Here is a 25,608-nt window from a genome sequence, read left to right as displayed (position 1 = left end):
CCATGAGCACCCCCCACGCCCCCCACGCCTCCCACTCCCCGCAAACCCGTCCTACCCCGGAATCCGAACTCCACCTGCGTACCGTCACCGGGCCGCTGGCCTGCGCCTCCGTGCGCGGCCCCGCGCTCGCCCACGAGCACCTGGTCCTCGATCTGGACCTCGCGGGCGACGGCGCCGCCGTGCTGGACGCGGACCGGCACGGGGCCTCGGTGCGCGCGGAACTGGCCGCGCTGCGTGAGGAGTTCGAACTGTCCCTCGTCATCGAACTGACCTGCCGGGGGATGGGCCGCGACCCGCGTGCGCTCGCCCGGCTGTCACGGGAGACAGGGGTCGCCGTCGTCGCCGCGACAGGCTGGTACTACGAGCCCTTCCACCCGGCGGAGCTGGCCCGCGCCTCGGTCGAACAGCTCACCGCCCTCCTCGTCGCGGAAGCGGGCGGCGACGACGACGGCGGACCCGGCGCCGACGGCCGACCCGCCGACGACGGCCGACCCGGCGACGGCGACCGGCCCGGCACCCGCACGGCCGACACCGGCACGGTCGGCACTGGCATGGACGACACCGGCACGGCCGACACCGGCACGGTCGGCACCGGCACGGTCGGCACCGGCATGGACGGCACCGGCATCCGGCCCGGTGTCATCGGCGAGGTCGGCAGCCACGGGGACGTGCCGAGCGAGCCGGAGGCCAGGTCGCTGCGGGCCGCCGCGCGGGCCGCACGCGCCACCGGTCTCTCGGTGGCCACCCACGCCCAGCTCGGACGCGGCGGCCTGGCACAGCTCGACCTGCTCACCGGGGAGGGGCTGCCCCCGCATCGCGTCAGCGTCGGTCACCAGGACCTCCTCGACGACCCCGCCGCGCACCGCGAACTCGCCGCCGCGGGCGCCTATGTCGCCTTCGACACGGTCGGCAAGGACAGCTACCAGAGTGACCGGACCCGCCTGCGCCTGCTGCTGGCCCTCCTGGAGGCCGGGCATGCCGACCGGATACTGCTCAGCTGCGACATCTCACGCCACGGCTACCTGCGTACCGAGGGCGGTCGGGGCTACGGACACCTGTTCCGCTCGTTCCTGCCCGCCGCACGGGCCGCGGGCGTGGACGACGACCTCATCGACCTGCTGACCAGGCGCAACCCGCTGCGCTTCCTGACCGGCGCGAGCCCGGAGGAGATCTGAGATGGCGGCCCCCGCCCTCCCGCCCACCGTTCCACCCGCCCTCCCGCCGACCCACCCACTGGCCACGGTCCCCGTGGAGGAGGCCGTCGCACGCCAGTTCCGGCTGCTGGAGTGCACCGCCGCGCACTTCGAGGGCCACCAGCTCTTCGACGCCGACACCGGGGTGGTGCCCGGGCTGGGCAGGCCCCGTACGACGGCGCGCGTCGAGGCCGTCCTGGCCGACTACTTCGGGGCCGAGGACGCCGCGCTCGTGCAGGGCGCGGGCACCGGCGCCATCCGCGCCGCGCTGAGCGCCGCCATGAGCCCCGGCGAACCCCTGCTCATCCACCGCGCCCCTGTCTACCGCACCACGCAGGTCACGCTGCGCGGGCTCGGCGCGGAGACCGTCGAGGCCGACTTCAACGACCCGGACGCGCTGCGCGCCGCGCTGGAGACGGGCCGCTTCCGGTGGGCCTACGTCCAGCACACTCGGCAGCGTCTGACCGACTCCTACGACCCCGGCGAGGTGCTGGCCGCCTGCCGCGCGGCGGGCGTGCGCACCGTCACCGACGACAACTACGCCGTCTTCCGGGTGCCCGCCTCCGGCGTCGAACTCGGCGCCGACGCCTCCTGCTTCTCCCTGTTCAAGCTGCACGGACCCGAGGGCGTGGGCGCCGTCGTCGGCTCCGCCGACCTGGTCGCGCGCGTCCGCGACGACAACTACTCCGGCGGCGGACAGGTACAGGGGCACCAGGCGCTGGACGCGCTGCGCGCCCTCACCCACGTCCCGGTGCTGTGGGCCGTGCAATCGCGCGTCGGAGCCGAGGTCGCCGAGCGGCTCGCGGCGGGCGAGGTGCCGGGCGTCGCCGAGGTGCGGCTGGCCAACGCGCAGGACCGGTGTGTGCTCATCCGGCTGACGCGGCCGGTCGCCGCCCGCCTCCCCGAGACCGCACAGCGGTTCGGCGCGGCGTCCTACCCCGTCGGCTCCAACTCCCGCTACGAGGTGGCGCCGCTCTTCTACCGGATGTCCAGCTCGTCCCTGGACGACGCGCCCGAACTGGCCGACTGGGTCATCCGCGTCAACCCGATGCGCGCCGGCGCCGATCTGATCCTGGACATCCTGCGCCGCTCCCTGGCCGAACTGCTGCCGGACGGCTCCGCGGCCGGCCCGCTCCGTACGCCCGGCCCGGAGGGCTCACCCGGCCCAGAGGGCGCGTACGGACCGGAAGGCGCACCGGGACCGGAAGGCGCGCCCCCGCACCACCCCGCACCGCAGCACCACACAAAGGACTGACGTGTTCCTCGACAGCCTGCTCGCCCGCAACCCGAGGCTCGCCGAAGCCGCGGCCGATCTCCACCGGCGCGGGGAGATCCCACCGGACACCTACGTCATGGACCTCGACGCCGTGGCCGAGAACGCCGCACTCCTCGCGGCGGAGGCCGACCGGCTCGGGCTCGGCCTGTGGTTCGTCGCCAAACAGTTCGGCCGCAACCCGCAGCTGGCCGAGGCTGTCGCCCGCGCGATCCCCGCCTACGCCGCCATCGACGCGGACGAGGCCCGCACCCTGCACGCGACCGGCGCCCGCGCGGGCAACCTCGGCCACTTGGTCCAGATCCCGCACCGGGCGCTGCCCGAACTGCTGGCCCTGCGGCCGGAGACCGTCACGGTCTACGACCTGGACAACGCGCGCGCCGTCTCCGAGAACGCGCTGCGCCTCGGCTTCGTCCAGGACATCCTCATCCGCCTCGAAGGCGCCGAAGGCACGGTCTACCCGGGACAGGAAGGCGGAGTTCCGCTTCAGCGGCTCGACGCCTTCGCCGAAGCCGCCGAGCGCCTGCCGGGCGTACGGCCGGCCGGGGTCACCGCCTTCCCCTGCGTGCTGTGCGACCCGGAGACGGGCACCCCCGCGCCCACTCCGAACTTCGATCTCGCCCTCAAGGGGCGCGAAGTTCTCGCCGCACGCGGGCACACGGACCTCAAGCTGAGCGCCCCCAGCGCCACCTCCGTGGCCTCCCTGCCCCTGCTGGCCCGGCTCGGCGCCACCCACGGCGAGCCCGGCCACGCGCTGACCGGCACGACCCCGCTGCACGCGCTGGATCCCACCCAGCCGGAGAAGCCCGCTTACGTGTACGTCACCGAGGTCGCCCACACCCTGGCCGACGGGCGGCCCGCACTGTTCGGCGGCGGCTTCTACCCCCGCTCCCACCTCAAGTCCGCGCTGCTGCCCCGTACCGGCGCACGCCTGGCCGTACTGGGCGCGCCACCCGAGAACATCGACTACTACCGCCTCCTCGAAGCCCCGGATCCGGCTCCCGAACCCGGCCCCGGCCCGGGTCCCGCTTCCGGCGCGCACCCCGGCTCCGGCGCCGGAGCGCGCGCCGGGGACACGGCGCTGCTGGCTTTCCGCACCCAGATCTTCGTGACGCGCTCGACCGTCGCCGTCGTCGCGGGCCTGACAAGCGGAAGGCCCCGCCTCACAGGGCTGTACGACGCACGGGGGAGGTCCCTGTGACAGGCGGAACGATCAATCCCTCCGATGCCCAGGCTCCCGAAGCCCCCGACGCCGAGGCCGCCCCCGGCGGCAGGGTCGTCATAGTCGTCCTCGACGGCTTCGGGATCGGCGCCATGCCCGACGCGGGTGCGCTGCGCCCCGGCGACGTGGCGGCCGACACCTGCGGCCACGTACTCGACCACGCCCGCGCGCAGGCCGGCCGCCCGCTGCGGCTGCCCGCGCTCGGCGCGCTCGGGCTCGGCCTCGTCCACCCGCACCCCGACCTGGCCCGCCGCACCTCGCTGCCGGTCGCGGCGGGACGGGCCGCGCTCGGCTACCCCGGCGCCGACACGTTCGCGGGCCACCAGACCCTGATGGGGGCCGACTTCAGCCGGGTGACAGTGGCCCGGCTGGGCGACCACCTCGACGAGGTCACCCGCGCGCTGCGCGAGGCCGGCCACCGGGTCGAACTCCTGGACGGCAGACCGTTGCTGGTCGTGGACGGCAGTGTGCTCGTGCACGACAACCTGGAGGCCGATCCCGGCATCAACTGGAACGCGTCCGGCCGTCTGGCCGACCTCACCTTCGACGGCATCCTCGCCATCGCCCGCACCGTCCGCTCCCTCGCCCCCGTCGCCCGCGTCATCGCGGTCGGCGGCCACGCGGACGGCCCGCTGGACGGCTTCGTACGCGAGGGCGACGGCGGCACGGTCGGCCTCGACACCCCGGCCACCGGCTTCTACCGCAACGGCGGCCTCCAGGTACGGCACCTGGGCGCGAGCCTGGATCACACGCGTCAGCTCCCCGAACTGGCCGCGCGCGCCGGGATCCCGGTGACCCTCGTCGGCAAGGCCGCCGACATCCTGGAGTGCGAGTCGGCCGTACGCCGCCCGGCGGTGGCCACGGCCGACGTACTCGCCCACACCCTGGAGGCCGTCCGGGCTCAGGAACGCCCCGCTCCGGAACCCGGCCGCGCGCTCGTCGTCGCCAACGTCCAGGAGAGCGACCTGGCGGGCCACCAGCAGGACCCCGCCCGCTACGCCGGCATCCTGGAACAGGCCGACGCGGGCCTCGGCGCGCTGATCGAACTGCTCGACCGGCCCGGCGACCGCCTCGTGGTCACGGGCGACCACGGCAACGACCCGACGATCGGCCACGCGTACCACACCCGCGAATACGTCCCCGTCCTCGTCCACCGCCCCGAGGCGCCCGTGCTCGAACTGCTTCCCGACGCGGACAGCCTCGCGGACGTGGGCGCCACAGCCGCCGCGTCCCTCGGCCTCGACCCCGCACAACTCGCCAACGGAACCCGCCTGCGCCGCGCCCCCGACGCGGCCTGAGAGGGCCTGACCGAGGCATGAGGCCCCCGCTCTCGAAGCGTGCCATCGGCCCACATGAGCACGCCGCCTCCCCACGGACCCCATGGACCCGGGGGAGGCGGGGCCGGTGGGGGAGAGGGGAGGCGGCTCCTCGACCAGCCGTGGGCCGCTGGGGGCAGCGGCCCACGGCCAGGTGGCTCAGCAGGTTTCGCGTACGTGGTCCGGGTCGCCCGCGGGGTTCACATCGAGGTCGCGCTTGACGATGCTCAGCCGGTCCTTCCAGCCGGAGCAGGCGCGCTCCAGCCCTTCGTCCTCGTACTCGATCACGACAACGCGGTCGTCGTATGCCGAGGCGTAGTCCTCGCACTCCTCGTTCTGGCCGCACTCCTCGGCGACGGCGAAGTCCGTGCCCAACTCCTTGCGCGAGGAGGCCAGTTCGGAGGTGTTCTTCTGCGCGATGGCCATGCCCTTCTCGTGGGCGTGGTCGGCCAGCAGCTTGGAGAGCGCCTTGGCGTCGTCCGCGGTCAGGTACGTGCCGAAGCGGTCGAAGGTGTCGAGGTTGTCCGGCTCGACGGCGTCGAAGCCCTTCGCCGCGCAGTCATCGACCCAGCCGTTCACCTTCTTGGCGATCCGCTTGCGCTGGTCGTCGCTGCGGGTGTCGAGCACGGCCTCTTTCCACTTGCCGTCGTGGACGACCTTGCCGTCCTCGTCCTTGAGGAGCAGGTCGCCGTCCCACTGGCCCTCGGCGTTCGGCTGGGTCTGGAACGCGTTGACGTAGCAGATGTTGTAGAGGCCCTTGGCCGGCTCCGCCGTGTGGTCCCGGGAGACGATCTTCACGCCCGACGGCGGGGTGTAGGCGCCGCCGATCTGGTAGTCGAAACCGGCGTTCTTCGGCGGCAGGGGGACCGCGGCGTCGGCTGCTCCGGCGTTGAGCGCTCCGGTGATGAGGAGACCCGCACCGGCCGCGCCGGCCACGGTGAAGGCGATGAACCTGCGCGACTTGAAACGATGTTTGCTCACGTGTGAACTCCGCTGTGGGGGATGCGGCCCCGCCTCGGGCCCGCGGGGGCCCTGGCGACTCAGTCCGGGCTTGCGGCGGGGGGGTGCCGACACACCGGCTGGGCGCACCTCTGGCGCCGGGGTGCGTCGGCGCACAGGGAGTAAAGCGACACCCTCGCACAGCTGTCAACAGAACGCGTGCGCGGAGACGTTGGTGCAGGGAGTGACCAACCGGGGCCGGGCCGGAACCGGAGCCGGAGCGTGGCCAGTCCGGAGGCCGACGGCGAAGGCACTCCTGGTATCCATGTGAACTTTTCCTTCGGGTCCGCCGTCGAACTCCTGTGTACGGCCCGGTAACGGGGGACACGCGAGCAGAGAGTTGACCGCGACGATGCCACGGCACGAGGACACGACCAACGGGCGGCAGGAGCGGTACGGGCGGTACGGGTGCGGGCGCATGGCCCGTGCGGTGCGAGGCGGGACCGGACGTCCGGCGCGGGGCGTGGCAGCGGCCGTGGCGGTACTGGCCGCAGGGGCTCTGCTGACCGGGTGCGGCGACCAGCACCAGAACGCCTCCGGCCCCCAGAAGGTGTCCGGCGACGCGATCCCCGCGGGCTCCTCCTCGTCGCACACCTGGTCGCGGGACGGGAATGATGGGGCCGATGGGATCGGGGCCGATGGAGGCAAGGACGGTGCCGGGGCGAGCGGTGGATCGGACACCGAGGGGCCCGGCTCGGCCAACGGCCAGGACTCCGGGGGCTCCACCTCGTCCGGGGGCGCCGGCGGCAGCGGTTCCGCCGGCGGGCAGGACGGCTCCGGTGCGCCGGGTGCCTGCACCCCCTCGGAGCTGAAGGCGGCCATCAACCCCGGCCACCCCGGCGCCGGTCAGGAGAACTACTCCCTGGTCTTCACCAACAAGTCCGGCCACGCCTGCTCCGTCCGCGGCTTCCCGGGCTTCGCTTTCCTCAACAGCGCGGGTGAACAGGTGTCCGTCGATCCCGAGCGCGAGGGCGGCGGCGCGCAGACGATCCGGCTGACCCCCGGCACGAGCGCCTCGGCGACGCTGTCGTTCACCAACCCGGATATGACCGGCGCGCCGACCGTCACCCCCGCCACCGCCCTGCTCACCCCGCCCGACACCCGCTCCTCGATCCGGGTGGACTGGGCCGGCGGCCCGGTCAGCGCCACCGGCAAGGAGTCCACCCCGAAGATCAGCACCCTCTCCCCGGGCACGGGCAGTTGACCCCGTCCCCAAACCGTTCCCGTTCCCGGTCCCGAAGCTGAAGCTGAAGCCTTCCGGACTCCGGCTGCCTGCCTCAGCCGGAACCCACTGCCCCCACCTGGCCCTTCCCCCGGGTGGGGGCAGTGGCATGACGTCTCCGGGAGGCTGTGTGTGCGGTCAGGCGCCCAGCGCGGGCACCGAGCGCGCCGCGTACAAGAAATGTTCGCCGATGGCGCGCAGTCGGCGGGCGGGGGAGCGGCGCGTGGTGAGGGTCCGGGTGTTGCGCCAGAACCGGTCCAGACCGGCGGTATCGGCGAGTTCCAGGACACGCGCCGTGATGTGCAGCGCCGACTCGCCCGCGGTGGCCTCGGCGGTCGTGACGGACACGCCGATCCGGGCGCACTCCTCGGCGTCGAGTGCCCACCCGCGCCGGACGCCTTCGGCCAGGGCGCCTCTCGCGTGCGAGACGACGGTCGCGGCCACGTGGGCCGCCGCCGCGAGTTCGCCGTACACGTGCAGGAGATCGGGGTCGGGGTCTGCCGCCGGGGTGTCGGGGTCGTGCCGACGGCGGGCGGTTGACCTGGTGTGGGCCGTGATCAAGGTGGCGTCGCGGGCCTCGGCCAGTGCCCCTTCGGCAAGGCCGAGCACGACGTGGGCGGTCATCAGTCGGAGCGCGAGGGGGAGGAGGGTGGTGACCGGCGGGGTCAGATGTTCGTCTCCGGTGACCGAGCTGAGCACCTGGTTATCGCCGAACTGGCCGTCGCTGACGTGCAGATGGTCGAAAGTGAGCGTTCCGGTGCCGCTGAGGCGCTGGCCGAGCAGCTGGTCCACGGGATCGAGCGTGACGGCGGGATCGGCGGGATCGACCAGCACCACCGCGCGTGACGCCCCCGTACCCGCGCGCCGCGCCGAGACGAGGACCCGGTCGGCCACCAACGCGCCCGGGACCAGGGTGCTGCGACCGCTGAGGGTGTAGCCGCGGTCGTCGGTCGTCACGGTCAGGCCCTCGCCCGCGGCCCGGCCGCCGGTGGCAGTGGCGGTGGCGGCATCGGTGTCGCTGTCCGTGCCAACGGGTGCCGCGATCTCACCGGTCAGCAGCTTGCCCTTGCCGACCGTACGGGCTTCCCACGCGAGTCCGCGCTCGGCGGGCAGCAGGAGGCGCCCGCTCCAGGACAGTACGTAGTGCCGGCCCAGCAGTTCGGCGACGGAACTGTCGGCCCCGGCCAGGAGGCGGACGATACGGAAGGCGAACGGCCACGTCATGCCGCCGTGCCCGCCCTCGGAGATGTCTTCGGACGTGCCTGCGGACATAGGCACGGGCGCGGACGTAGGAACGGGCGCGGACGGGGACGACGGGGTCGTGGGCGCGGGCGGGGTGAGCGCGGCGAGCAGCCCCGACTCGCGGACGCGCGCCATCTCCTCGACGGGCGGCCGGCCCGCCCCTTCGCGTTCGGGTGCGTCGACGGCGAGGTCGTCGGCGAGCTCGCGGGCGATGCGCTCCCAGTGCGCGGCGGCGGCCACAGGGGCGACCTGGGGGCCTTCCGGATACGGACCCTCCGCGTACCCGCCTACCCCGAACGGATCGGTCACGTACGGGACTTCTCCATATGGGCCCGCTGCGTACGGGCCTCCCGCGTACCGGTTCGCCCCGTACCCGCCCTCGCCCCGCCGTTCCGCTTCGGGGCGTTCCCCGCCGTGCCGTGCCTCGCCGCGCAGGATCACGGCCGGCGCCAGGCGGTGCCGAGGGCGGCCCGGCCGGTGCCTCCCGGGTGACAGGGCCTGGGCGGACAGGGAACCGGCGGACGGGGAGTCGGTGTCACGCGTGGACCTCCAGATCAGAAAAGGACACAGAGCGGGCTCGGCGGGGCGGCGATGGAGCACAAGGCGACATTCCAGAACACGAACACGAACACGAACGCGGACGTGGTCACGGACACGGACACGGAGGCGCACACGCCACCGTCACCGGTGGCCGGGCACGGTTGCGTTCAGGTGGACGCCGACGGCGTGCTCTCCGGGGCGGCGGCTCGCGCAGGGGAGCCCGCACCGGAGTCCGCGGCGGCGTCCGGATGTTGGGACGGCGGTGCCGATGGCGAAGCCGAGGCTGGGGTTGAGGCTGGGGTTGAGGCTGGGGTTGAGGCTGAGGCTGAGGCCGAGAACGATTGCGGGTCCGCGCTCGCGCACCGCAGGCGGCGGTGTTCCCGGATGGAGTGCGCCAGCGCCGCCGCCCATACCGCGTAGATGAGCCCGTAGATGGTCCACTGGGCCGTGTCCCCGGCGGAGAGCCAGTCGCTGCGCAGCAGTGTGCGGACGTTGGTGAGGACGATGATGCCGCCCACCCCCGAGCCGAGCACCCGAGGCGGAACGTGGCGCACCAGCCAGGCGGCGAGGGGCGCGGCGACAATTCCGCCGAGGAGCAGCGCGACCGCCCACCCCGCGTTGACGCCCTCGGAGCCGAGCCCGTAGAGGAATCCGAGGCTGGCGGCCACCGCGACCAGGAACTCGCTGGTGTCGATCGAGCCGATGACCTTGCGCGGCTCCATCCGGCCGCTGGCGAGGATCGCCGGGGTGCCCACCGGCCCCCAGCCGCCGCCTCCGGTGGCGTCCATGAACCCGGCCACCAGGCCCAGCGGCGCCAGGAACCGCTTGCGCAGCGGCTTGCCCAACTGGCCGGTGGGCAGCCCCTGAAGGGTGAAGCGCAGCAGAACGTACAGCCCCAGGGCCAGCAGCAGGAGGGACATCAGCGGTTCGGCCGTCTCGGTGGACAGCTTGGACAAAAAGGTGGCGCCCGCGAACGCGCCGACCGCGCCCGGGATCCCGATCTTGGCGACCACGCGCCAATCGACATTGCCGAAGCGCCAATGGGCGGCGCCGGAGGCCAGGGTGGTGCCGATCTCGGCGAGATGAACGGTGGCGGAGGCCGCGGCGGGGTTCGTGCCGATGGCCAGCAGGAGGGTGGTGGAGGTGACGCCGTAGGCCATCCCCAGGCTGCCGTCCACCAGTTGGGCACCGAGCCCGGCCAAGGCCAGCAGTATCAGCGTGCGCACGGCCACCTCACAGTTCGCTGATCGAATGCTTCCTAGTTTTCCTACCTGAGTAGTAGGGATAATGCCCGGCGCGTACGGACACCACAACCAGCTGTCCGCAGTCCGGACCATGCCGTCCCATTTAGTGGGCACCTTGCCCGTCGGCGCCGACCGGTGGGCGGTGACCCGAAGAAGGCGGTGACCCGCGGAAAACGGTGAACCGCGGGAGGCGCGATGACCGGTGGGAGGCGCGATGACCTGCGGGGAGCGGTGACCCGCGGAAAAGCGGTGTCCTGGGAAAGCTACGGATTCGTCCAGGCGGCCGGTGCCTCGGTCAGCAGTGCGACCTCACCGGGGAGTCGTCCGGAGACCACGTCCGCGAGCGAGACGCCTTCCAGGATCCGCCGGACGTTGACCCGCAGTGCGATCCACAGCGGCAGCAGCGATTCGGCCGGTCCGCTGTACGACAGTTCGGGAGGGCGCACCCCGCGCACCGAGACCAGCGGGCCCTCGACGACCCTGATGATGTCGGCGATGCTGATGTCCTCGGCCCGCTTCGCCAGGCGATAGCCGCCATTGATGCCCCGTTGGCTGGTGACGAGTCCCCCGCGGCGCATGTCGTTGAGGATGCCTTCGAGGAATTTGTGCGGGATGTCCTGTGCCTCGGCGATGGCCTCCGCCTTCAGAGGCTCGCCCGCGTCGGCCCCCGCGAGCTGTAGCGCAGCGCGCACCGCGTAGTCCGCTTTGGCCGAGATCCGCATAGCGGCATTATGCCCGGTGGACCGGACGGCCCGGCCGAGAGGCCGAGCCGCACCGCACACGACGCCCCCGGGCCCCGGCCCCGGTCCCCCGGCTCCGGCCACCGGTCTCTCCGGCCCCCGCCCTCGGGGGCCTGGGGGTCTCGCCTCCTGTCCGTCGGACCGGACGCCGCTCGCGCGCTTCGCGACCCCCAGCGTGTTCGACACACCCACGTAGCCCACATACCCCACGTAGCCCAGATGTCCCGGGCAGCCCACGTACCCCACGCATTCAACGCGTTCAACGCCTCTGGCCGCCTGCGGCCCTTGAAGGCGCGTGCGCCGGACTCTTCCCTTGGAGGCGGGGAGGGCCGGGCGTACCCAGCGAAGAATGTGGAGAAGGTCCGTGAACAGCACACCCGCATCGGCGGGAGAGCGCTACCTCCTCGACAACTCGTCGGCATGGAGCGCGACGCGCTTCACCGCGCTGGAGCGGTGCTACGACCCCGTTTCGCGCCGGAACCTTACCCGGACCGGGGTCGGTCCGGGTTGGCAGTGCCTGGAGATCGGCGGTGGCGGAGGCTTGCCGGTCTTCCGGCATCGGGCGTCAGTTCACCGATGATCGCCCCCGACAGGCCGGACGGCCCCGACGGCCCGGACGCTCCCGACGGCCCCGTATGGGTGCCGAACTGGACAGTGGCGTCACGGCCTCGCCGACGCGCAAGGCGACGCTTCCGCGACTTCAGGCCGCCTGGGCCGCGCTGCCGTCCTGTGCCAAGGCCCGGTCGGGCAGGGTGGCGGGCGGGGGCGGGCGGGCGCGCGCGTACCGGCGCCCGGAGGCAGGCTTCAGCTCGCGGGCGTCACCGGGGAGCGCCGGGCGCGGGTTGCACGCCGTCGTGGCCACCGTCGCCTCGCCGCGCGGGGGGCAGTGTCAGTCTGGGCAGCACGTAGCCGACCAGCGGCCCGATGGCGGCGGCGAAGACGACGGTGGCCACGCCCACGCTGCCGCCCAGCAGCCAGCCGACGACGAGCACGCTCACCTCGATCCCGGCGCGGGCCGCGATCAGCGGGATGCCGCGGCGCGCGAGCCCGGTCATCAGTCCGTCGCGAGGGCCGGGCCCCCATCCGGCTCCGACATACAGTCCCGTGGCGACGGCGACGCCGATCACGGACATGGCCACGAACGCGGCGCGCGCACCCCAGTGGGCCGGTTCGGGGATCCAGGCGATTCCCAGGTCCACGAACGGGCCCACCATCAGCGCGTTCGCGGCCGTGCCCAGTCCGGGGCGCTGGCGCAGCGGTGCCCACAGTGCCAGCAGGACCAGCGAGACGACGACGGTGGTCTGGCCCAGCGTGAACCCGGTGACCCGCGTGAGACCTTGTGTGAACACGGTCCACGGATCGGTGCCGAGGCGGGCTTTCACCAGCACCGCCTGGCTCATCCCGTACAGCGCCAGACCCACCGCGATCCGCAGCGAGCGCTGTCCGGGAAGGTCGTCAAGACGCGCCATGACCGTGACCGGCGGACGCCAGGAGCGCGGCGGCGGCGTGCGCTGCCGCGGTCGTGGCCGCGCTCGCCTCGTCCGGGCCGTGTACGAGGACCCGCGCGGCGACTCCGTCGATCAACAGAAGCAGCTGCGAGGCGAGTTCATCCGGGCTCTCGCACCCGGCCTCGACGCACAGTTCCCGCAACACGCGCAGCAGCCACTGCTTCTCGGCGCGGACGGCGGCGGTCACCGCGTCGTCCGCGGCGGACTCGGCGGCGGCGTTGAGGAAGGCGCAGCCCCGCCCGTTGGCGTGCTCGTACCAGGACGCGAGCCAGTCGAACAGGGCGGCCAGGCGCGGCGCTCCGGGCTCCTCTCCCGCCAGGCGTGCGGCGAGGTCGGTGGCGACGCGCTGCTGTCTGGCCTCCAGCGCGCCGGCCGCGAGCGCCGACTTGGAGGCGAAATGCGCGTACACGGTCGGCTTGGTCGCCTTGGCGGCGCGGGCGACGGTGTCGATGTTCGTCCTGGTGATGCCCTGCTCGTAGAAGACCTGCTCGGCGGCGGCCAGCAGGCGAGCGCGTGAGGTCGTGTTCCGCTGCATTGATTTAACTTACCAGATAGTTAAATCAATGGCTGGGTGTGGCGTGTCCGGCCCGGCCGGGGCAGCGTTCGCGGTGCCGGTGTCGCATCCAGTGCCGGTGCGTCCAGTGCCGGTGCCGCGTCCAGTGCCGGACCGGCTCAGTCCACAGGGCATCCTGCCGGCCTCTGCAGCGACATGGGCTGGCAACTCCTGCCCCCGGAACTCGCTTTCGGCTCCGGGCAGACGTGCCGACGGCGGCTGGAGCGATGGCGGCTTCGGCGACCCGGCGGTCGCGAACCGTGCTCGTCCCAGCCGAGACCGACGGCGTCTACGCCTGTTCGACCTCTGCGCGCAGTGCGTTGTAGTCCGCGAACGCCCTCTCGACGGCCTCGCGGGTCAGGCCGTACCGGGCCAGGTCGTAGGTGTGGCGGCGCGCGCCGCGGGGGCGTCCCGCCGCTTCGGGGAGGCGGGCGGCCTCGGCGGCCGTCCATGGCGCGCCGATCGCCTCGTACAGCTTCGGGGCCCCGGCCTCCGGGGTGGTGCCGAGCCAGGAGTAGGGCACGTCCACGATCGCCTCGGGCGGCATGGCGGATCGGGCCCGCAGTGCCCGCGCCATGCTCTCGCCGAGCAGCCGCAGCCAGTCCTGGCCGATGGTGTGCGGGTCGGTGCGGTTCAGGCCGGCGCCCATACCGGTCTCGGTGAGGCTGCAGAACGAGGCCACGGCGGTGACCGGATCGCGGTGGGTCCACACCAGCGTGGCGTCGGGGAACACCTCGCGCAGCGTGTCGAGTTGACCGAGGTGCATGGGTGACTTGAACATCCATCGGCGGCGCGGGCGGCCGTACTGCAGGACTTGGTAGAACCGCTTGAGGTAGCGGTAGTCGGGGCGCATGTCGTGCCCGAGGTGCCAGTCCAGGTACCCGGGCAGATGAGCCTGGGTGAGCGGCTGCAGCGCGTGCGGCAGTGCGAAGGTGCACTCCTCGGGGCCCTCCGCGAAGATCGGATGGATGTCCCGGAAGCGTGGTATCAGGAGGTTGATGGCGCGCTCCATGCGGCGTGCCGACAGCACCGCTCGGCGGCGCTCCTTCGCCGTCGGATCCAGGCCGGGCGTCATCAGTTCCCACAGCAGCGGTGATCGATGCTGCTCCGAGAGGGAGAGGAGCGAGTGGGTGAGGGTGGTGGCCGTGCGCGGCAGCCCGACGACGAACACCGGACGCTCGATCGGCTCCTGTTCGATCGCGGGGATCTCGGCGATGAGGCGCTCGACCTGGGCACGGTTGGCGAGATGCCGCCTGACGTGGCCCTGCGCCTGCTGCCATCCGAGCGGTGCCATGTCGGGCACCGCCGCCCACTCGCGCAGCAGGAGCCGGAACCCGTCGATGAACTCGTCGTCACCCGGGAATTCGCCGAGTCTTCCCGCATCGGCCAGGAGCCGGTCGAAGACGCGGTCCGGATCCCGTCGGGAGCCGAAAACGGGACGCGTCGCGACGTTCGCCAGAACGCGAGCCAGCGGCTTGGGGGAGTCAGGGGCTTCAGGGGCTTCAGGGGACTCGGAAGACACAGCGGCTGCGACCTTCTACGGGGCGGGTGGACCAGGACTGATCAAGGCGGGGCAGGTGGATCGGGATTGCTTGCTGGTGTGACATTGCGCTTTTCAACCATGCTCCCACGCCCGCGAGTTCCCTTTCCGGTTTCCGGCCCCGGTGGCCGACTGCCGCTGCCACCCGCCGGGGTTCTCCCGGGGGGGCTTGTCCTGGACGGGGGGACGGAGGCACGGGCAGCAATGGGGCCGGGCAGGTGGTGTCCTGCCCGGCCCGCAGCGTGCCTCCGTGCACCGCGTCCCCGAGCCGCGGAGCAGATGCCCCCAGGGTTCAGGCGGGCGCCCGGGCACTGGCCGTTCCAGTGGTCGGCGCGAGCTGCGCCGCCGGCGGGTGAAGCGTCGCACCCGCCCCGGCAGGATCAGCAGCGGAAGGCTGTAGTACCGCAGCACCGGTACGGCGAGGGCGATGGCGAACGCGACGATCACGGCGATGACGTTGATGCAACTGTCGGTGTACAGGTGCGCGATCCCCCGTCGGGTCTCCTCGCCGTCCCCCTCGACCACCCCCGGGTCGTTCTTCAGGATCTCAGCATGGCCAGTCGGCACACCATGCCGACCAGGAGCACCGCGTAGTAGAACGCGCCACGAACCGGTCGCGGCCGAAGGTGCCGATCATCTCCGTCGGGAGCGGGAGCACGACGACGGAGAGCAGCCACCCCATGTTCCACACGGTCAGGGAGCGGGTGGCCTTGTTGACCGTCGAGAAGGTCCGGTGGTGCTCCTGCCAGATGTTCGCGACGACCGCGAAGCTGAGCAGGAAGCTCCAGATCTGGTCGAGATGACCGGTGATCACCTCGCTGGCGCCCTCGTGGGCGGACGCGGCCTCGGGGACGAGGTCCACCAGCGGCAGGATCAGCAGGGTGATGGAGATCGCGGTCACCGCGTCGGTGAACAGCACCAGCCGCTCGCCCGAGACACCCCCCTCGTTCCTGCCCGGCGCCGGAACCGACGGCTCTCCCGGGCCGGCCCCTCTCGCCCCGGTCTCGTCGATGGCGCCACTGGCACCCGTGCGTTTGCACCTCTCCCTTGTCATGCCCCTCCGCGCTCGCCGCCGCTACCGGACCCGGCTGGTCATGGATGTGTCGGCGAACTGTGCGGACTCCCCCCTGGCGACAGCGAGAAGTTGACGGAGTCCGCAGCCGTTGCCCCTGCGCACAGGGGCAACCTGTCGAGACGCGGGCGGTTGGAGCGTTCGGTGATCGATCGGTTGTCAACGGTCGATCCGTGGTGAGTCCTTGAAGAGTCCGGCTCACCACCTGAAACGACGCGTCAGCCGGGAAGGCGGGTGAACTCGTTGCGCAGGTCGGCGACGAGGCCGTTGCCGTCGAGCTGCGCGTACTCCACCCCGGCCACTGTCATGAGTTGGCCGTCCGCCATGCGGGACGCAGCTGCCCACTCGGCCCGCAATGTCCCGTCTTCGAGCACCGTTGTGTTCCGGTAACGCCGGGAGTCGGCGAAGGTGGCGAAGTGGGCGCGGTAGAACCGCGATGGCCTCACGGCCACGGACTGCTTCCGGACCGAGCCGGACGATCGCGTCAGGGGCGAACAGGGCCAGCAGTTCTTCGAGCGCCGAGTCGTCGTGCACCGCCCGGTCCGACAGGCCGATGCAGCGGTCGATCGCGGTATCCGTCACCGGGCCGGCCGCAGATCTCTCGTTGGCGGCTACTGCCTTCTGCCGGAGTGTCGGACCGGCCAGGGTGCCGGGGTGGCGCAGCATGTGAGCGACGTTGTCGAACGCTCGCGCGACGTCTCCGTCGACGAGAGTGGCGCCGGCGATCTGTTCCATGGCCCAGCGCTGCTGCCGCACTTCCTCGGACACCTCGGTACCGTTCCCGGCGTCGAGGCGGGCGGCGTCACCTCCTGCGGACACACTCCAGGCCGCGTCGACGACCACCTGCCGCAAACGGAAGAATTCCGTGGCTGCCGCGTCGGGGTCGGCGCCGCTGTCGAAACAGGAGGCCGGACAGGAGGCATGCAGAGCGGCGGAGCTCGTGCCCTGGCCGTAGATCGGGTTGAAGGACGCCACGGCGTCTCCCACGCTGACCAGGCGTGACGGCAAGCGGCCGGCTTCGGTGAAGTGGCGCCTTCGGCTCTCCGCCTGGTGGAAAGTCACGACCTCGCGGGTGACGGCGCCACCGGTGGCCTCGCTGAAGATCGCCGGCAACTCGGCGCAGGCCGCTCGGAACTCCTCGATCGTCCTGCCCGGCCGGTTGTCGCCGTACCCCATCAGCATGACGAGCCACTGCCGGCCCTCGATCGCGTTCGCCGCCGCGACGGACACTCCGCCCGACGGGTACTGCGGGGTGAACAGTTGCAGGACCGTCCCCGCTTCCGGGTCCGCGAACTTCGCCGGACGCTCGAACAGGGCGGTCGCAGAGTTGATGGGGGCTTCCAGCCGCTCAAGCCGGGGCTGGTCGTGACCGTCCTGCTTGAGCGGTGCGCCGCTTGTCTAACCGGCGTCCGGCATCCGGGCTTCGAGGGTGCCGTCGTCTCGTACTCGCGTCTCGAAGAGGGGCTGCGGGGCGGTGGCGGGGCCCGCGACGTTCCAGCCGTCCGCGAGACGGAAGACGCTGCCGTGCAACGGGCAGGTCACGCAGCCGTCCGCGACCTTGCCCTCGGAGAGCGGGCCGGAGAAGTGGCTGCACCGGTCGGCGAGCACAGATACCCCGCCGTCCTCCCCGGCGTCCCGGACCACCATGACCGGTACCTCGCCCAGCTCCTTGCGCACCGCTTTCCCCGCCGGGAACCCGCTGAGGGGCCCGAGCGCGTACCAGCCGGGCTCCAGCAGATGCGGCACCGGCTCGGCCTTGTTCGCGCCGGATGCCTGCCGGTAGGCCAGATGGCCGCCCAGCAACGCGCCGAGGCCCGCAGCGGAAAGGCCGGCGAACCCCAACGCGCGCCCCACTCGGTGGCGTCCGCGCCCCCGTGCCGTCCAGGATCCGGCGTAGAGCCCCACGGCGAGTACGTTCGAGGCAGCGTGCACCAGTCCGCTGCGCATCTGCTGCTGGTGCTGTTCGGCCCAGTCCACCCAGCCGGCCAGGGCAGCGGGCACCGCGCCGGCGAGCCCGACGCCCACCAGGACCCGTGCGCTCCGCTGGTGGCCGGGGGCCAGATCCAGCACGGCGGCGGACAGCCAGGAGCCGATCGGCACCTGTACCAGCGCCGGGTGCAGCGGATGCCCCAGCCACCGGCCGTGCAGCGTGTCACGGGCCCGGCCCAGCGGCAGTGCGCGCACCGCGCGCTGGACGGTCTCGATCACGCCGTCGAGAGCTGCTGCATCTCCCAGCGCGTCCAGGGCCTTGACGGCTTTCTCCGGAGTCTTGTGACGGTATGTCAGAGAGGGTCGCATTCTGCGACAAGTAGCCGTCTCGGGCAGAACTCAAACCGCCCGGCCTTCGTCCGCAACGGGCCTCCTGCCCGGAGGAGCCCTCCTGCTCCGCCGCTCTCACCTCCCGTGCGTGGCGCTGTTGTTTGTGCGGTCGGGGCATCCGGTCGGGGGCGAGGTGTCGCGTGATGAGCGCGAGGAGGCATTATCTGTTCCAGCCCGGCCGTCCGGTTCGGCACGAGACCCGAGCGAGCACTCGCCTGCACGAGGAGAAGTCAACGATGGGTTCCCCCACTGAACCTTCCGGGCCCTCGGGCTCCGGGCAGGCGCCGCGGCACGAGGAGACCCTGGGGGAGCCCGGCCAGAAGGAGCTGGACGCGCTGCGCTCCGAGGTGGCCGACCTGCGGCACGCGCTGGAATCGCATCCCGTCATCGATCGGGCTCGCGGAATGCTGATGGCACTGGGCCCCTGCACCGCCGATGAGGCATGGGAGGTGCTGGTGGAAGTCTCCCAGCACACCAACACCAAGCTGCGGCAGATCGCTGCGGAGCTGGCGGCCACACCCGAGGGCGAGGAACTGCCCGCCCAGGTCCGGGACGCCATGGCAGCCGCACTCAGGCGCCGACGCACCGGCCTCGGCTGACCCCGGCCTGCCGAAGCCGCCCCGGTGGCGTGCGGGCACGGGGCCCTCAGACGTCCGCGCATTCCGCCGGTTCCGAGGGCCGGGTCCGCTCCCGCGCGCTGCTTCCGGTGTGGGCTGTCTCACCGGAGCAGTGGTGGAGGACATCGCAGGAGTGCTGGGCCTCGTCCATGAGCCGAGTGGCTTCGGCGAGGAGGATGCCGTAGGGCCGCGTGGGGTCGCCCAGCGGCAGACTGGTCTCCCGGCTGTATCCGGTCAGCCGCTTGAGCGTGCCCTGTGCGCTTTCGGCACAGCCGCACACCTCTTCCGCCTGCCTGCCGGGCCAGACGCTTCGTGTCGATCTCGCTGAACTGCCGGATGATGCGCCCGAGCGCCTCCAGCAGGTCCGCGTACCCCGCCAGGAATCGGCGGCACTCCTCACCGTCCTCGTCCGGCGGCCAGTGATGGAGGGTTCGGGTCATCGATGCCACCTGGAAGGTGACGCGCTCCAGCGCGTCGAAGATCGCCTGGTAGCCGGAGAAGTCCTGGTTCCGAAGGCCGCCGGGCAGGTGGCGGCGGGGGTTGTAGTGGCGGCTCTCCCACGCCGTGAGGAGAGCCGAGCGGCTGTTGCTGACGGTCGTTCCCAAGTCCGCGGCCCGTCGGCGCCAGTCTGCGGTGTACTCGCTGTCAGGTTCCCCCTCACGCAGGACGGAGGCGACATCGGCCAAGAGGCCGCACAGGGAGCGGGCCAGAGCTCGGATGCCTGTCTCGGCGCTGCGGTAGCGGATCGGGGGCAGAACGGTGAGGTTGGTCAGAACGCCGATCCCGGAACCGATCCCCACCAGGGCGAGGATCTGACTGAGCTGTTCGACGCGCTCCAGGTTCCCGGTCGAGACGGTGTAGGTGGAGAACGCGAAGAACGCCGCGGTCGCCACTTGTACGCCCTGGGCACCCAGGCGCCGCCATCGGCTGATGGTCAGGGCGACCAGGGCCACCAGTACGAAGGTCAGCAGGTCCGGCCCCGCCAGGAAACCCGGACCGGCCTGGATGAACACGCCGACGCAGACAGCCGCCCCGTAACGCAACGCCTGGAGCAGTGACTGGTAAACGGTCACCTGCATGATCAGCACGGCCGAGAACGGCGCGAACGCGGGGGTCTGCGCCACCATGACGTCGTGGGCGATGAACAAGGCCACGGTCCCGGGAATCACAGGGCGAACAGACGGGGGGAAGCAGCGCGCCCCGAAAGACCGTTTGACCCCGGGCGCGGTGACAGGCCGTGTTCGGTGGTGCGAGGTGGCACAGCGCGATCGGGTGACTTGGAGGCGGGTGTTTGGCGCGGGCGTCGGGCCCCGCGGAGTAGGCAAATAGGTTGATGGGGAATCGGCCGCTGGAAGCGGTGTCGACGAGGCCGGTCTCCAGCCCTCGCAGACCGCTCGCAACAGGGAGGGCCATCACAGCATGGACGTTCTCTTCATCACGAGCGTGGCGGTGGTCGTCGCCGACCCCCCGTTGAGCCGCAAGCTGTTCATCGAAGGTCTTGGCCTCCCCCTGGAGGGGGAAGGCGACGGCTACTACTCCAGTGGGAGCGTCCCCGGCAGTAAGCACTTCGGTCTGTGGCCGCTGTCGCAGGCAGCAGAGGCATGTTTCGGTACGCCCCAGTGGCCCGCCGACCGGGTGGTCCCGCAGGCATCGATCGAGTTCGAGGTGGCGAACGCGGAAGCCGTGACAGCCGCTGGTGCCGAGCTCGAGCGCGCAGGCTTCGAGCTCGTGCACCAGGCCCGCACCGAGCCCTGGGGGCAGACGGTGGCCAGACTTCTCACAGCCGAGGGCTTGATCATCGGAGTCTCCTACGCACCTCCCCTGCACCGCTAGGGCCTTACGCGCGGCCTCTTCGGGTGCAGGTCTGGGGGATGTCAGTTCTGGGAGAGGGCTCGCTGCAGCAGTCCCTGGGTCAGCAGCAGCCGACGGCGACATGGGTGATGCCGCCGCACCACCAGGTGTTGAGCGTGTTCGCGGTGAAGCCGCGCATCACCAGGTCCGGCACGGGCGAAAGCCGCCCTGTCCGCGATCGGGGTGCGCTTCTTGCGCCGCAGGTGTCGGCCGGCGATGTGGCCGGCCCGCATCAGCCGGGCCACCCGCGGGGCCGCCGTAGGCGCCCTGGTGTCCGGCAAAGATGGCGCGGACCTCGGCCACCGTCCGCTTGATCTCGGCCTGGCGCCCGGCACGAGCCTGAGCGTCGGCCAGGTGCCGGCAGCAGCCGGAGCCGCGGACGCCCAGGACCCGGCAGGTCCGCTTGACGCCGAAGCCGGCACGGTTGCTGGAGATGAAGTCCCAGCGGCGGGGGCCCACTTCACCTCCCGGGCGAAGCAGGCCGCTGCCCGGCGCAGGATCTCGCGTTCCAGCTGCCACTCCTCTCCGCCTTCGGCAGCCGGGCGTTCCCGGCCCGCAGCCGGACCAGTTCCTCGCCCGCGCCCCGTCGGGGCCGGTGTGCTCGGACGCGGCCTGGGACTCGTCCTCGCGGACCCACGTCCGCAGCGACCGGCAGTGATACCGAGAGCAGCAGCCACCGCCGCATACGTGCGCCTGCCCGCCGAGGCCCGATGGAGCGCGACAGCGTCCTTCCCGAACTCCTCCGGATACGGAGACTTGCGCCCCACCTGGACATCCCTTCCTGGACCACCAAGATCCGTTGTCAGGGTGTCCACTCCAAAGGATCAGCCTCACGCCTCACCTGATCCCCGCGGGGCGGACGGGCCCGGCACCGTTTTCGGATGGTTCAGGCGACCGGCGTGGCCGGGGGCCGGAGTGTAGTAGCGCCCCTTGGTCGCCTTGGTCAGAGCGATGTGGACCAGCGGGCCGAGGAACATCGCGATGAACGACGCGTAGGCCACCGGGTAGACGCCCACGATGCCCAGAGCGCCCACGAGGACGGCGAGGCCGAGCGAGATCAGGCCGCACGGGTTCCACTCCCGCACCTCGCCCTCACGGAACTCGATGTCCTCGGACCGGCCGAGGCCCAGCCAGCGACGGCAGACGAAGTAGTCGGCGAGGATGATCAGCACCCAGGTGTTGGTCAGCACACCGGTGATGGCCAGGAACGTGCCCAGGTGGTTGATGACGTTGGTCGCGTAGAACACCACTCCGAAGATCCACACCGCGAACATCCACCACGGCCGCCCGGGACGGAACTTCGCCACCACGTCGAACCCGCTCGCGAGCGTGATGGAGCCGCCGTACAGGTTCATCACGTTGATGCGGATCTGGGTGATGACGACGAAGATCACGCCGACCAGACCCATGAGGTGGACGAAGACGAAACCGGGGTCCTGCGCCTTCTCCTGGCCGAAGGAGCCGACCAGCGAGGAGCCGAGCATCGCGCCGATGATGACGATGGCGAGCATCGGAATCAGTTCGAGCAGCATGATGGTCGCCGTGCCGCGGTAGCGGATGCGGCGGCTGGCGAAGCGTCCGTAGTCGGTGGCCATCAGCCCCTGGAAGATCATCTGGCCGTTGGCGAAGCTCATCGCGGTCCACAGCGCCGCCCCTCCCCCGGTGGCGGTCGACTGCCACTCGCTGACGCCGGCCACGTCGTGCTGGGAGCCGAGGGAGATCAGGGCCCACACCAGGAGGCCGACGAAGATGGGGAAGCCCCAGGTCTGGAGCGCGGACATCGCGTACATGCCGCGCCAGACGAAGGCGATCGTGATGAGGCCGATCAAGGCGAAGATCCCGATGCCGACGAAGGAGTCGATGGGGATGTCGAAGTAGTAGGCGATCGCATGCGAGACGATCGTTCCCTCGAAGAGGAAGTAGTAGACGAAGTTGACCGCGTAGATGAACGAGGTCAGCGCAGCTCCGCGGCTGCCGAAGCCCAGGCCGCGGGAGATCAGGCTCTGGGAGAGGCCCTCACGGCTGGCCATCCGCATGGTGAGCGATCCGATGAGCACGGCGCCGATGACGAAGTAGCCGATCGGCAGCAGCATCATCGGCCAGCCCACCAGGAAGGTCTGCTGGGCGCCGAAGCTGAAGAAGAACATGGCCGTGGCGTTGCCCAGCAGCACCAAACTGATGGCGGGTATCGGCCAGCGCTTGTTGGCGGGGACGCGCTCGACGGAGAAGCTCTCGATCTGGTCGTCGAGCGATGCCTCCGGCCCGCGGAAGGAATCTTTGAGGGACATGATGGTGGTACTCCAGGGGGCGGTGAGTGGTCCGGCGTCGCTCGGAGTGCGGGAGGCCGGGGGTCGGTGGGGCGTGATTCGGATCAGACGGCGGCCGGGGCCCAGCGGCTGTCCAGCGCCTGCGCCGGATCCGCCCCGAACTCCTTGGCCAGGGCTTCGGCTTCGGAGCGGGCCTCGGCCAGGCAGGTACGGGCGAAGGCGGCCAGGGCCGAAGGGTCGGCGTCCGGCGCGGGCAGCGAGTCCGCCCAGCCGTTTTCCAGCGCGTCGAAGGCGGCGCGCAGCCGGGCGGCGCGTGCGGTGAATTCCCGGGCGCCGGGGTCCTTGGCCGCGTCGAGCAGGTGCTGCCACTGCCACCAGACCGAGGCCGGGTCGTGGGTGGCCCGGGAGTGGTGGCGGGGGTCCCGCTGGGGCCCGGGCATCGGAAGGGTCACAGCTTCGGGGAGCGCCTCCGCCACCAGGGGCACCGGAAGGTAGGCGCCGGTACAGGGGGTGACCGGGCACCACCACAAGGTCAACGTCTCGGCGTCGTCGCGTAGTTCGACGACGAGGGAGGCGGCGGTGTTGCCCCAGGTGAAAGCGGAGGGGTGCTCGTGCATGCACAAGGTGTGGAAGTCCGGTCGCGCCGCGTCGAACGTGGGGCCGCCGAGGAAGGTGTCCTCCAGGTGGTCGCGCAGAACCCGCTTCGCGGTGTCGATACCGACGCCGGGCCCAGCGGCCGCCGCGGTGAGGAGTTGGTGCGCACGGCGGCGGCGGATATGGGAGACCTGGAGCGGCGTACCCGGGTCGGTGAAGGCGTCGGCGATGTCCACCGGCCGGTCCGCGGGCCATCCCGCGGCGGTGGCGGCGTCGCGCAGCCCGCGGCTGGTGAGGTCGGCGTCCGTGCGGAGGGAGAGTTCGTTGCTGACCGGGGCGACGCCCGAGGAGACCCGTCGGGCCGCCCAGTTGCGGCCGAGAGTCTCCAGCACCCAGGCTTCCCGGGGGTCGGCGATGACGAAGGCGTTGTCGTACGAGCCCTCGTCGTGCGCGACGCCGACCATGGCCGAGCCCCACTGGCCATGCCTTTCCAGCAGGGTGGTGATCACTTCCAGTGCCTCGCGCGCGGTCCCGCCGCGCTCCAGTCCGAGGCGGACCAGTTCCATGCCGAGGATGCCGGGCTGCTGGTGCTCGCCGGCCTTCTCCCGGGCGACTGCCTGGGCCCAGGGCCGGGTGAACACCGCCTCGTTGCCGATGGCGACACGGTGCTCGTTCACCCCCATCTCGTAGCCCCAGCACCAGTACGGTGCCGATCCGACGTGGGCGTAGGTCGGGGCGTCGTCAAGGGTCACGTAGGCGAGCCTCAGCGGCTCACCCGCCGGGCGGGCGGGGACGCGACGCAGCGGCTGGGCCTCCCCTGCCGGGCGGTCGCTGTTCTTGCCGAAGAGGACGCCCCCACCACGGGTGGCGTCCGGGAGAGCGACGAAGGTGTCGCAGCTCCAGGGGCGGGTTGTCACGATAGTGCTCCCTTCCTGGGTGTGGCGGAGGGGGCCGGGTGGGCCGCGAGCAGGGTGTGTACGGCGAGGCCGACAAGGCGGCCGGTCAACTCGGGATCATCGACGCAGGCGGGATCCATCCGGTCGAGAGCAACGACGTCGGCGAACGGTCCGGCCCCGGTGCGGCCACGGCCTTTCCGCCCCGCGCCGGGGGCTTTGTCGGTGAGCTGGTCGCTGCCGACGACGGCGACCGTCCGGACTCCGTGCGAGGCGGCGAGACGGGCCACGGCGACAGGGGCCTTCCCCCGCAGGCTCTGCTCATCCAGCCTGCCCTCACCCGTGATGACGAGATCGGCCCCGCGGATCACCTCCTCGGCGCCGAGGAGGTCGAGAAAGACCTCGGCGCCGGAGCGCGGCACACCGCCGAGGAGCATGCCGGCCCAGCCGAGCCCGCCCGCAGCTCCGGCGCCGGCCCTCCGGGCCGCCCCGTCGGCGGAGAAGGCCCGCTCCAGCAGCGGCGCCACATGCGCCAGACCGTCGGAGAGACGGGCTACCGTCGCGTCGTCGGCGCCCTTCTGCCGGGCGAACATCTCGGCCGAGCCGTCCCGACCGAGCATCGGAGTATCGACGTCGCACGCAAGCGTCAGCCGCACCTCGCGCAGAGCCGGGTGCAGCTCGTCGATCGCCACCTGCGTCACGCTTGTCAGCGCGGTGCCGCCCGGGGCCGGAGCCTTGCCGGCACGGTCGTTCAACCGGACGCCGAGGGCCGCCAGCATCCCCGTACCACCGTCCGTCGAAGCGCTGCCGCCGAGAGCCAGCGTGATGTCGCGCACACCGTCGTCCAGCAGAGCCCCGATCGCCTGGCCGACGCCGTAAGTCGTTCCGGAGGCCGCCTCGGCGGGGCCGGGGCGGAGCGCGCCGAGACCGCAGACCGCGGCCACCTCGACGATCGCCCGGTCACCATCGCGCGCGAGGGGCACATCCAGTGGCGTGCCCCACGCGTCGGACGCCGGTACGGAAACGGCGGACCAGCCGGCCGACAGGGCGGCTGTCACGCTGCCGTCCCCGCCGTCCGCGACAGGCAGGGGCGTGACCGCAGCGCCGCTGCCGCTCTCGGTGATCGCAGTGGCCATCAGGTCGACAAGCCGCTGCGCCGTCACCGTCCCCTTGAACTTGTCCGGGGCAAGGACCACTCGCCGGACGGTGTCTGCCCGCATCCGCTCACCCTTCTCGAAAATTGTTCGTCAAGTTATCTCACCGACTTGTCCGCTTGTCCATAGTCGAGTCGCTATCCTTCTCTCAGGGCCCAGCAGCGGGGGTCGGGCCGGATCAAGGAGCGACATGCGTGGGTGCTGTCGCGCCTCCCGTGGCGGCCCCGTGCGGGGGCTCCGCGCCCAGGC

The 25,608-nt window shown here is 71.9% G+C and carries 21 protein-coding genes and 1 pseudogene; 7 read left to right on the top strand and 15 right to left on the bottom strand.

What is annotated here, in order from left to right; all coding sequences use genetic code 11:
• Positions 1-2 precede the first annotated feature (2 nt).
• The 4 genes from ABD339_RS15105 to ABD339_RS15090 are packed head-to-tail and all read left to right on the top strand — an operon-like array spanning position 3 to position 4,986.
• On the top strand, positions 3-1,175 hold the full coding sequence (locus ABD339_RS15105) for a phosphotriesterase family protein (RefSeq protein ID WP_344566224.1): 1,173 nt from the start codon (positions 3-5) through the stop codon (positions 1,173-1,175).
• Between the two features lies 1 nt (position 1,176).
• Positions 1,177-2,448 carry an aminotransferase class V-fold PLP-dependent enzyme gene (locus ABD339_RS15100; RefSeq protein WP_344566222.1) on the top strand — a complete coding sequence of 424 codons (1,272 nt, stop codon included), beginning with the start codon at positions 1,177-1,179 and terminating at the stop codon, positions 2,446-2,448.
• 1 nt (position 2,449) lies between these two features.
• Complete coding sequence (locus ABD339_RS15095) at positions 2,450-3,667, top strand: alanine racemase (RefSeq protein WP_344566220.1); 1,218 nt, start codon at positions 2,450-2,452, stop codon at positions 3,665-3,667.
• An 11-nt stretch (positions 3,668-3,678) separates the two neighbouring features.
• Complete coding sequence (locus ABD339_RS15090; RefSeq protein WP_425576001.1) at positions 3,679-4,986, top strand: phosphopentomutase; 1,308 nt, start codon at positions 3,679-3,681, stop codon at positions 4,984-4,986.
• 177 nt (positions 4,987-5,163) lie between these two features.
• Here ABD339_RS15090 and ABD339_RS15085 read toward each other — a convergent pair whose 3' ends face one another.
• On the bottom strand, positions 5,164-5,985 hold the full coding sequence (locus ABD339_RS15085) for an endo alpha-1,4 polygalactosaminidase (RefSeq protein WP_425575992.1): 822 nt from the start codon (positions 5,983-5,985) through the stop codon (positions 5,164-5,166).
• Between the two features lie 481 nt (positions 5,986-6,466).
• Here ABD339_RS15085 and ABD339_RS15080 point away from each other — a divergent pair, with 481 nt between their 5' ends.
• Positions 6,467-7,207, top strand: a complete 741-nt coding sequence (locus ABD339_RS15080) for a DUF4232 domain-containing protein (RefSeq protein WP_344566218.1) — start codon at positions 6,467-6,469, stop codon at positions 7,205-7,207.
• A 156-nt stretch (positions 7,208-7,363) separates the two neighbouring features.
• Here ABD339_RS15080 and ABD339_RS15075 read toward each other — a convergent pair whose 3' ends face one another.
• The 9 genes from ABD339_RS15075 to ABD339_RS15035 form a co-directional block, all read right to left on the bottom strand.
• Positions 7,364-8,776: an acyl-CoA dehydrogenase family protein gene (locus tag ABD339_RS15075; protein WP_344566216.1), complete on the bottom strand. Its 1,413-nt coding sequence runs from the start codon at positions 8,774-8,776 to the stop codon at positions 7,364-7,366.
• 398 nt (positions 8,777-9,174) lie between these two features.
• A complete protein-coding gene (locus tag ABD339_RS15070) occupies positions 9,175-10,233 on the bottom strand; it encodes a sulfite exporter TauE/SafE family protein (protein WP_344566214.1) in 1,059 nt (352 codons plus the stop codon).
• A 281-nt stretch (positions 10,234-10,514) separates the two neighbouring features.
• Positions 10,515-10,973 carry an RrF2 family transcriptional regulator gene (locus ABD339_RS15065; RefSeq protein WP_344566212.1) on the bottom strand — a complete coding sequence of 153 codons (459 nt, stop codon included), beginning with the start codon at positions 10,971-10,973 and terminating at the stop codon, positions 10,515-10,517.
• Between the two features lie 836 nt (positions 10,974-11,809).
• Positions 11,810-12,460 carry a membrane protein YczE gene (gene yczE / locus ABD339_RS15060; RefSeq protein ID WP_344566210.1) on the bottom strand — a complete coding sequence of 217 codons (651 nt, stop codon included), beginning with the start codon at positions 12,458-12,460 and terminating at the stop codon, positions 11,810-11,812.
• Positions 12,447-13,034, bottom strand: coding sequence for a TetR/AcrR family transcriptional regulator (locus ABD339_RS15055; protein WP_344566209.1), 588 nt, complete (start codon positions 13,032-13,034; stop codon positions 12,447-12,449). Before ABD339_RS15055 ends, yczE begins: the two co-directional genes overlap by 14 nt.
• A 307-nt stretch (positions 13,035-13,341) precedes the next feature.
• A complete protein-coding gene (locus ABD339_RS15050; RefSeq protein ID WP_344566208.1) occupies positions 13,342-14,574 on the bottom strand; it encodes a sulfotransferase family protein in 1,233 nt (410 codons plus the stop codon).
• A gap of 565 nt (positions 14,575-15,139) precedes the next feature.
• Positions 15,140-15,646, bottom strand: coding sequence for a TMEM175 family protein (locus ABD339_RS15045; RefSeq protein ID WP_344566207.1), 507 nt, complete (start codon positions 15,644-15,646; stop codon positions 15,140-15,142).
• Between the two features lie 216 nt (positions 15,647-15,862).
• On the bottom strand, positions 15,863-16,894 hold the full coding sequence (locus ABD339_RS15040) for a hypothetical protein (RefSeq protein ID WP_344566205.1): 1,032 nt from the start codon (positions 16,892-16,894) through the stop codon (positions 15,863-15,865).
• Between the two features lie 168 nt (positions 16,895-17,062).
• Positions 17,063-17,962 (bottom strand): Rieske (2Fe-2S) protein, encoded by a 900-nt coding sequence (locus ABD339_RS15035; RefSeq protein WP_344566203.1) that lies wholly within the window; start codon positions 17,960-17,962, stop codon positions 17,063-17,065.
• A 257-nt stretch (positions 17,963-18,219) separates the two neighbouring features.
• Here ABD339_RS15035 and ABD339_RS15030 point away from each other — a divergent pair, with 257 nt between their 5' ends.
• Positions 18,220-18,582 (top strand): ANTAR domain-containing protein, encoded by a 363-nt coding sequence (locus ABD339_RS15030; protein WP_344566201.1) that lies wholly within the window; start codon positions 18,220-18,222, stop codon positions 18,580-18,582.
• Between the two features lie 119 nt (positions 18,583-18,701).
• On the opposite strand, the gene ABD339_RS15025 is transcribed toward ABD339_RS15030, so the two are convergent.
• Positions 18,702-19,769, bottom strand: a complete 1,068-nt coding sequence (locus ABD339_RS15025) for an FUSC family protein (protein ID WP_344566199.1) — start codon at positions 19,767-19,769, stop codon at positions 18,702-18,704.
• Between the two features lie 250 nt (positions 19,770-20,019).
• Between ABD339_RS15025 and ABD339_RS15020 the strand changes: the two genes are divergently transcribed.
• A complete protein-coding gene (locus tag ABD339_RS15020; protein WP_344566197.1) occupies positions 20,020-20,433 on the top strand; it encodes a VOC family protein in 414 nt (137 codons plus the stop codon).
• An 88-nt stretch (positions 20,434-20,521) separates the two neighbouring features.
• Here the strand turns inward: ABD339_RS15020 and ABD339_RS33800 are convergent.
• The 4 genes and pseudogenes from ABD339_RS33800 to ABD339_RS15005 all read right to left on the bottom strand — a co-directional run.
• Positions 20,522-21,218, bottom strand: a pseudogene (locus tag ABD339_RS33800) (transposase); the annotation flags it as partial.
• Positions 21,219-21,281: 63 nt separating this feature from the next.
• Positions 21,282-22,739, bottom strand: a complete 1,458-nt coding sequence (locus ABD339_RS15015) for a purine-cytosine permease family protein (RefSeq protein ID WP_344566195.1) — start codon at positions 22,737-22,739, stop codon at positions 21,282-21,284.
• Between the two features lie 83 nt (positions 22,740-22,822).
• The gene (locus ABD339_RS15010; RefSeq protein ID WP_344566193.1) at positions 22,823-24,229 is read right to left on the bottom strand and encodes a C69 family dipeptidase; all 1,407 of its coding nucleotides are present in this window, start codon (positions 24,227-24,229) and stop codon (positions 22,823-22,825) included.
• Positions 24,226-25,425, bottom strand: coding sequence for a glycerate kinase (locus ABD339_RS15005; protein ID WP_344566188.1), 1,200 nt, complete (start codon positions 25,423-25,425; stop codon positions 24,226-24,228). The genes ABD339_RS15010 and ABD339_RS15005 overlap by 4 nt, the downstream gene beginning before the upstream one ends.
• Positions 25,426-25,608: the final 183 nt, after the last annotated feature.

The sequence above is a fragment of the Streptomyces axinellae genome (assembly GCF_039532135.1).
GTDB classification, from domain to species: domain Bacteria; phylum Actinomycetota; class Actinomycetes; order Streptomycetales; family Streptomycetaceae; genus Streptomyces; species Streptomyces axinellae.
This window is presented reverse-complemented; position numbering and strand designations above follow the sequence as displayed.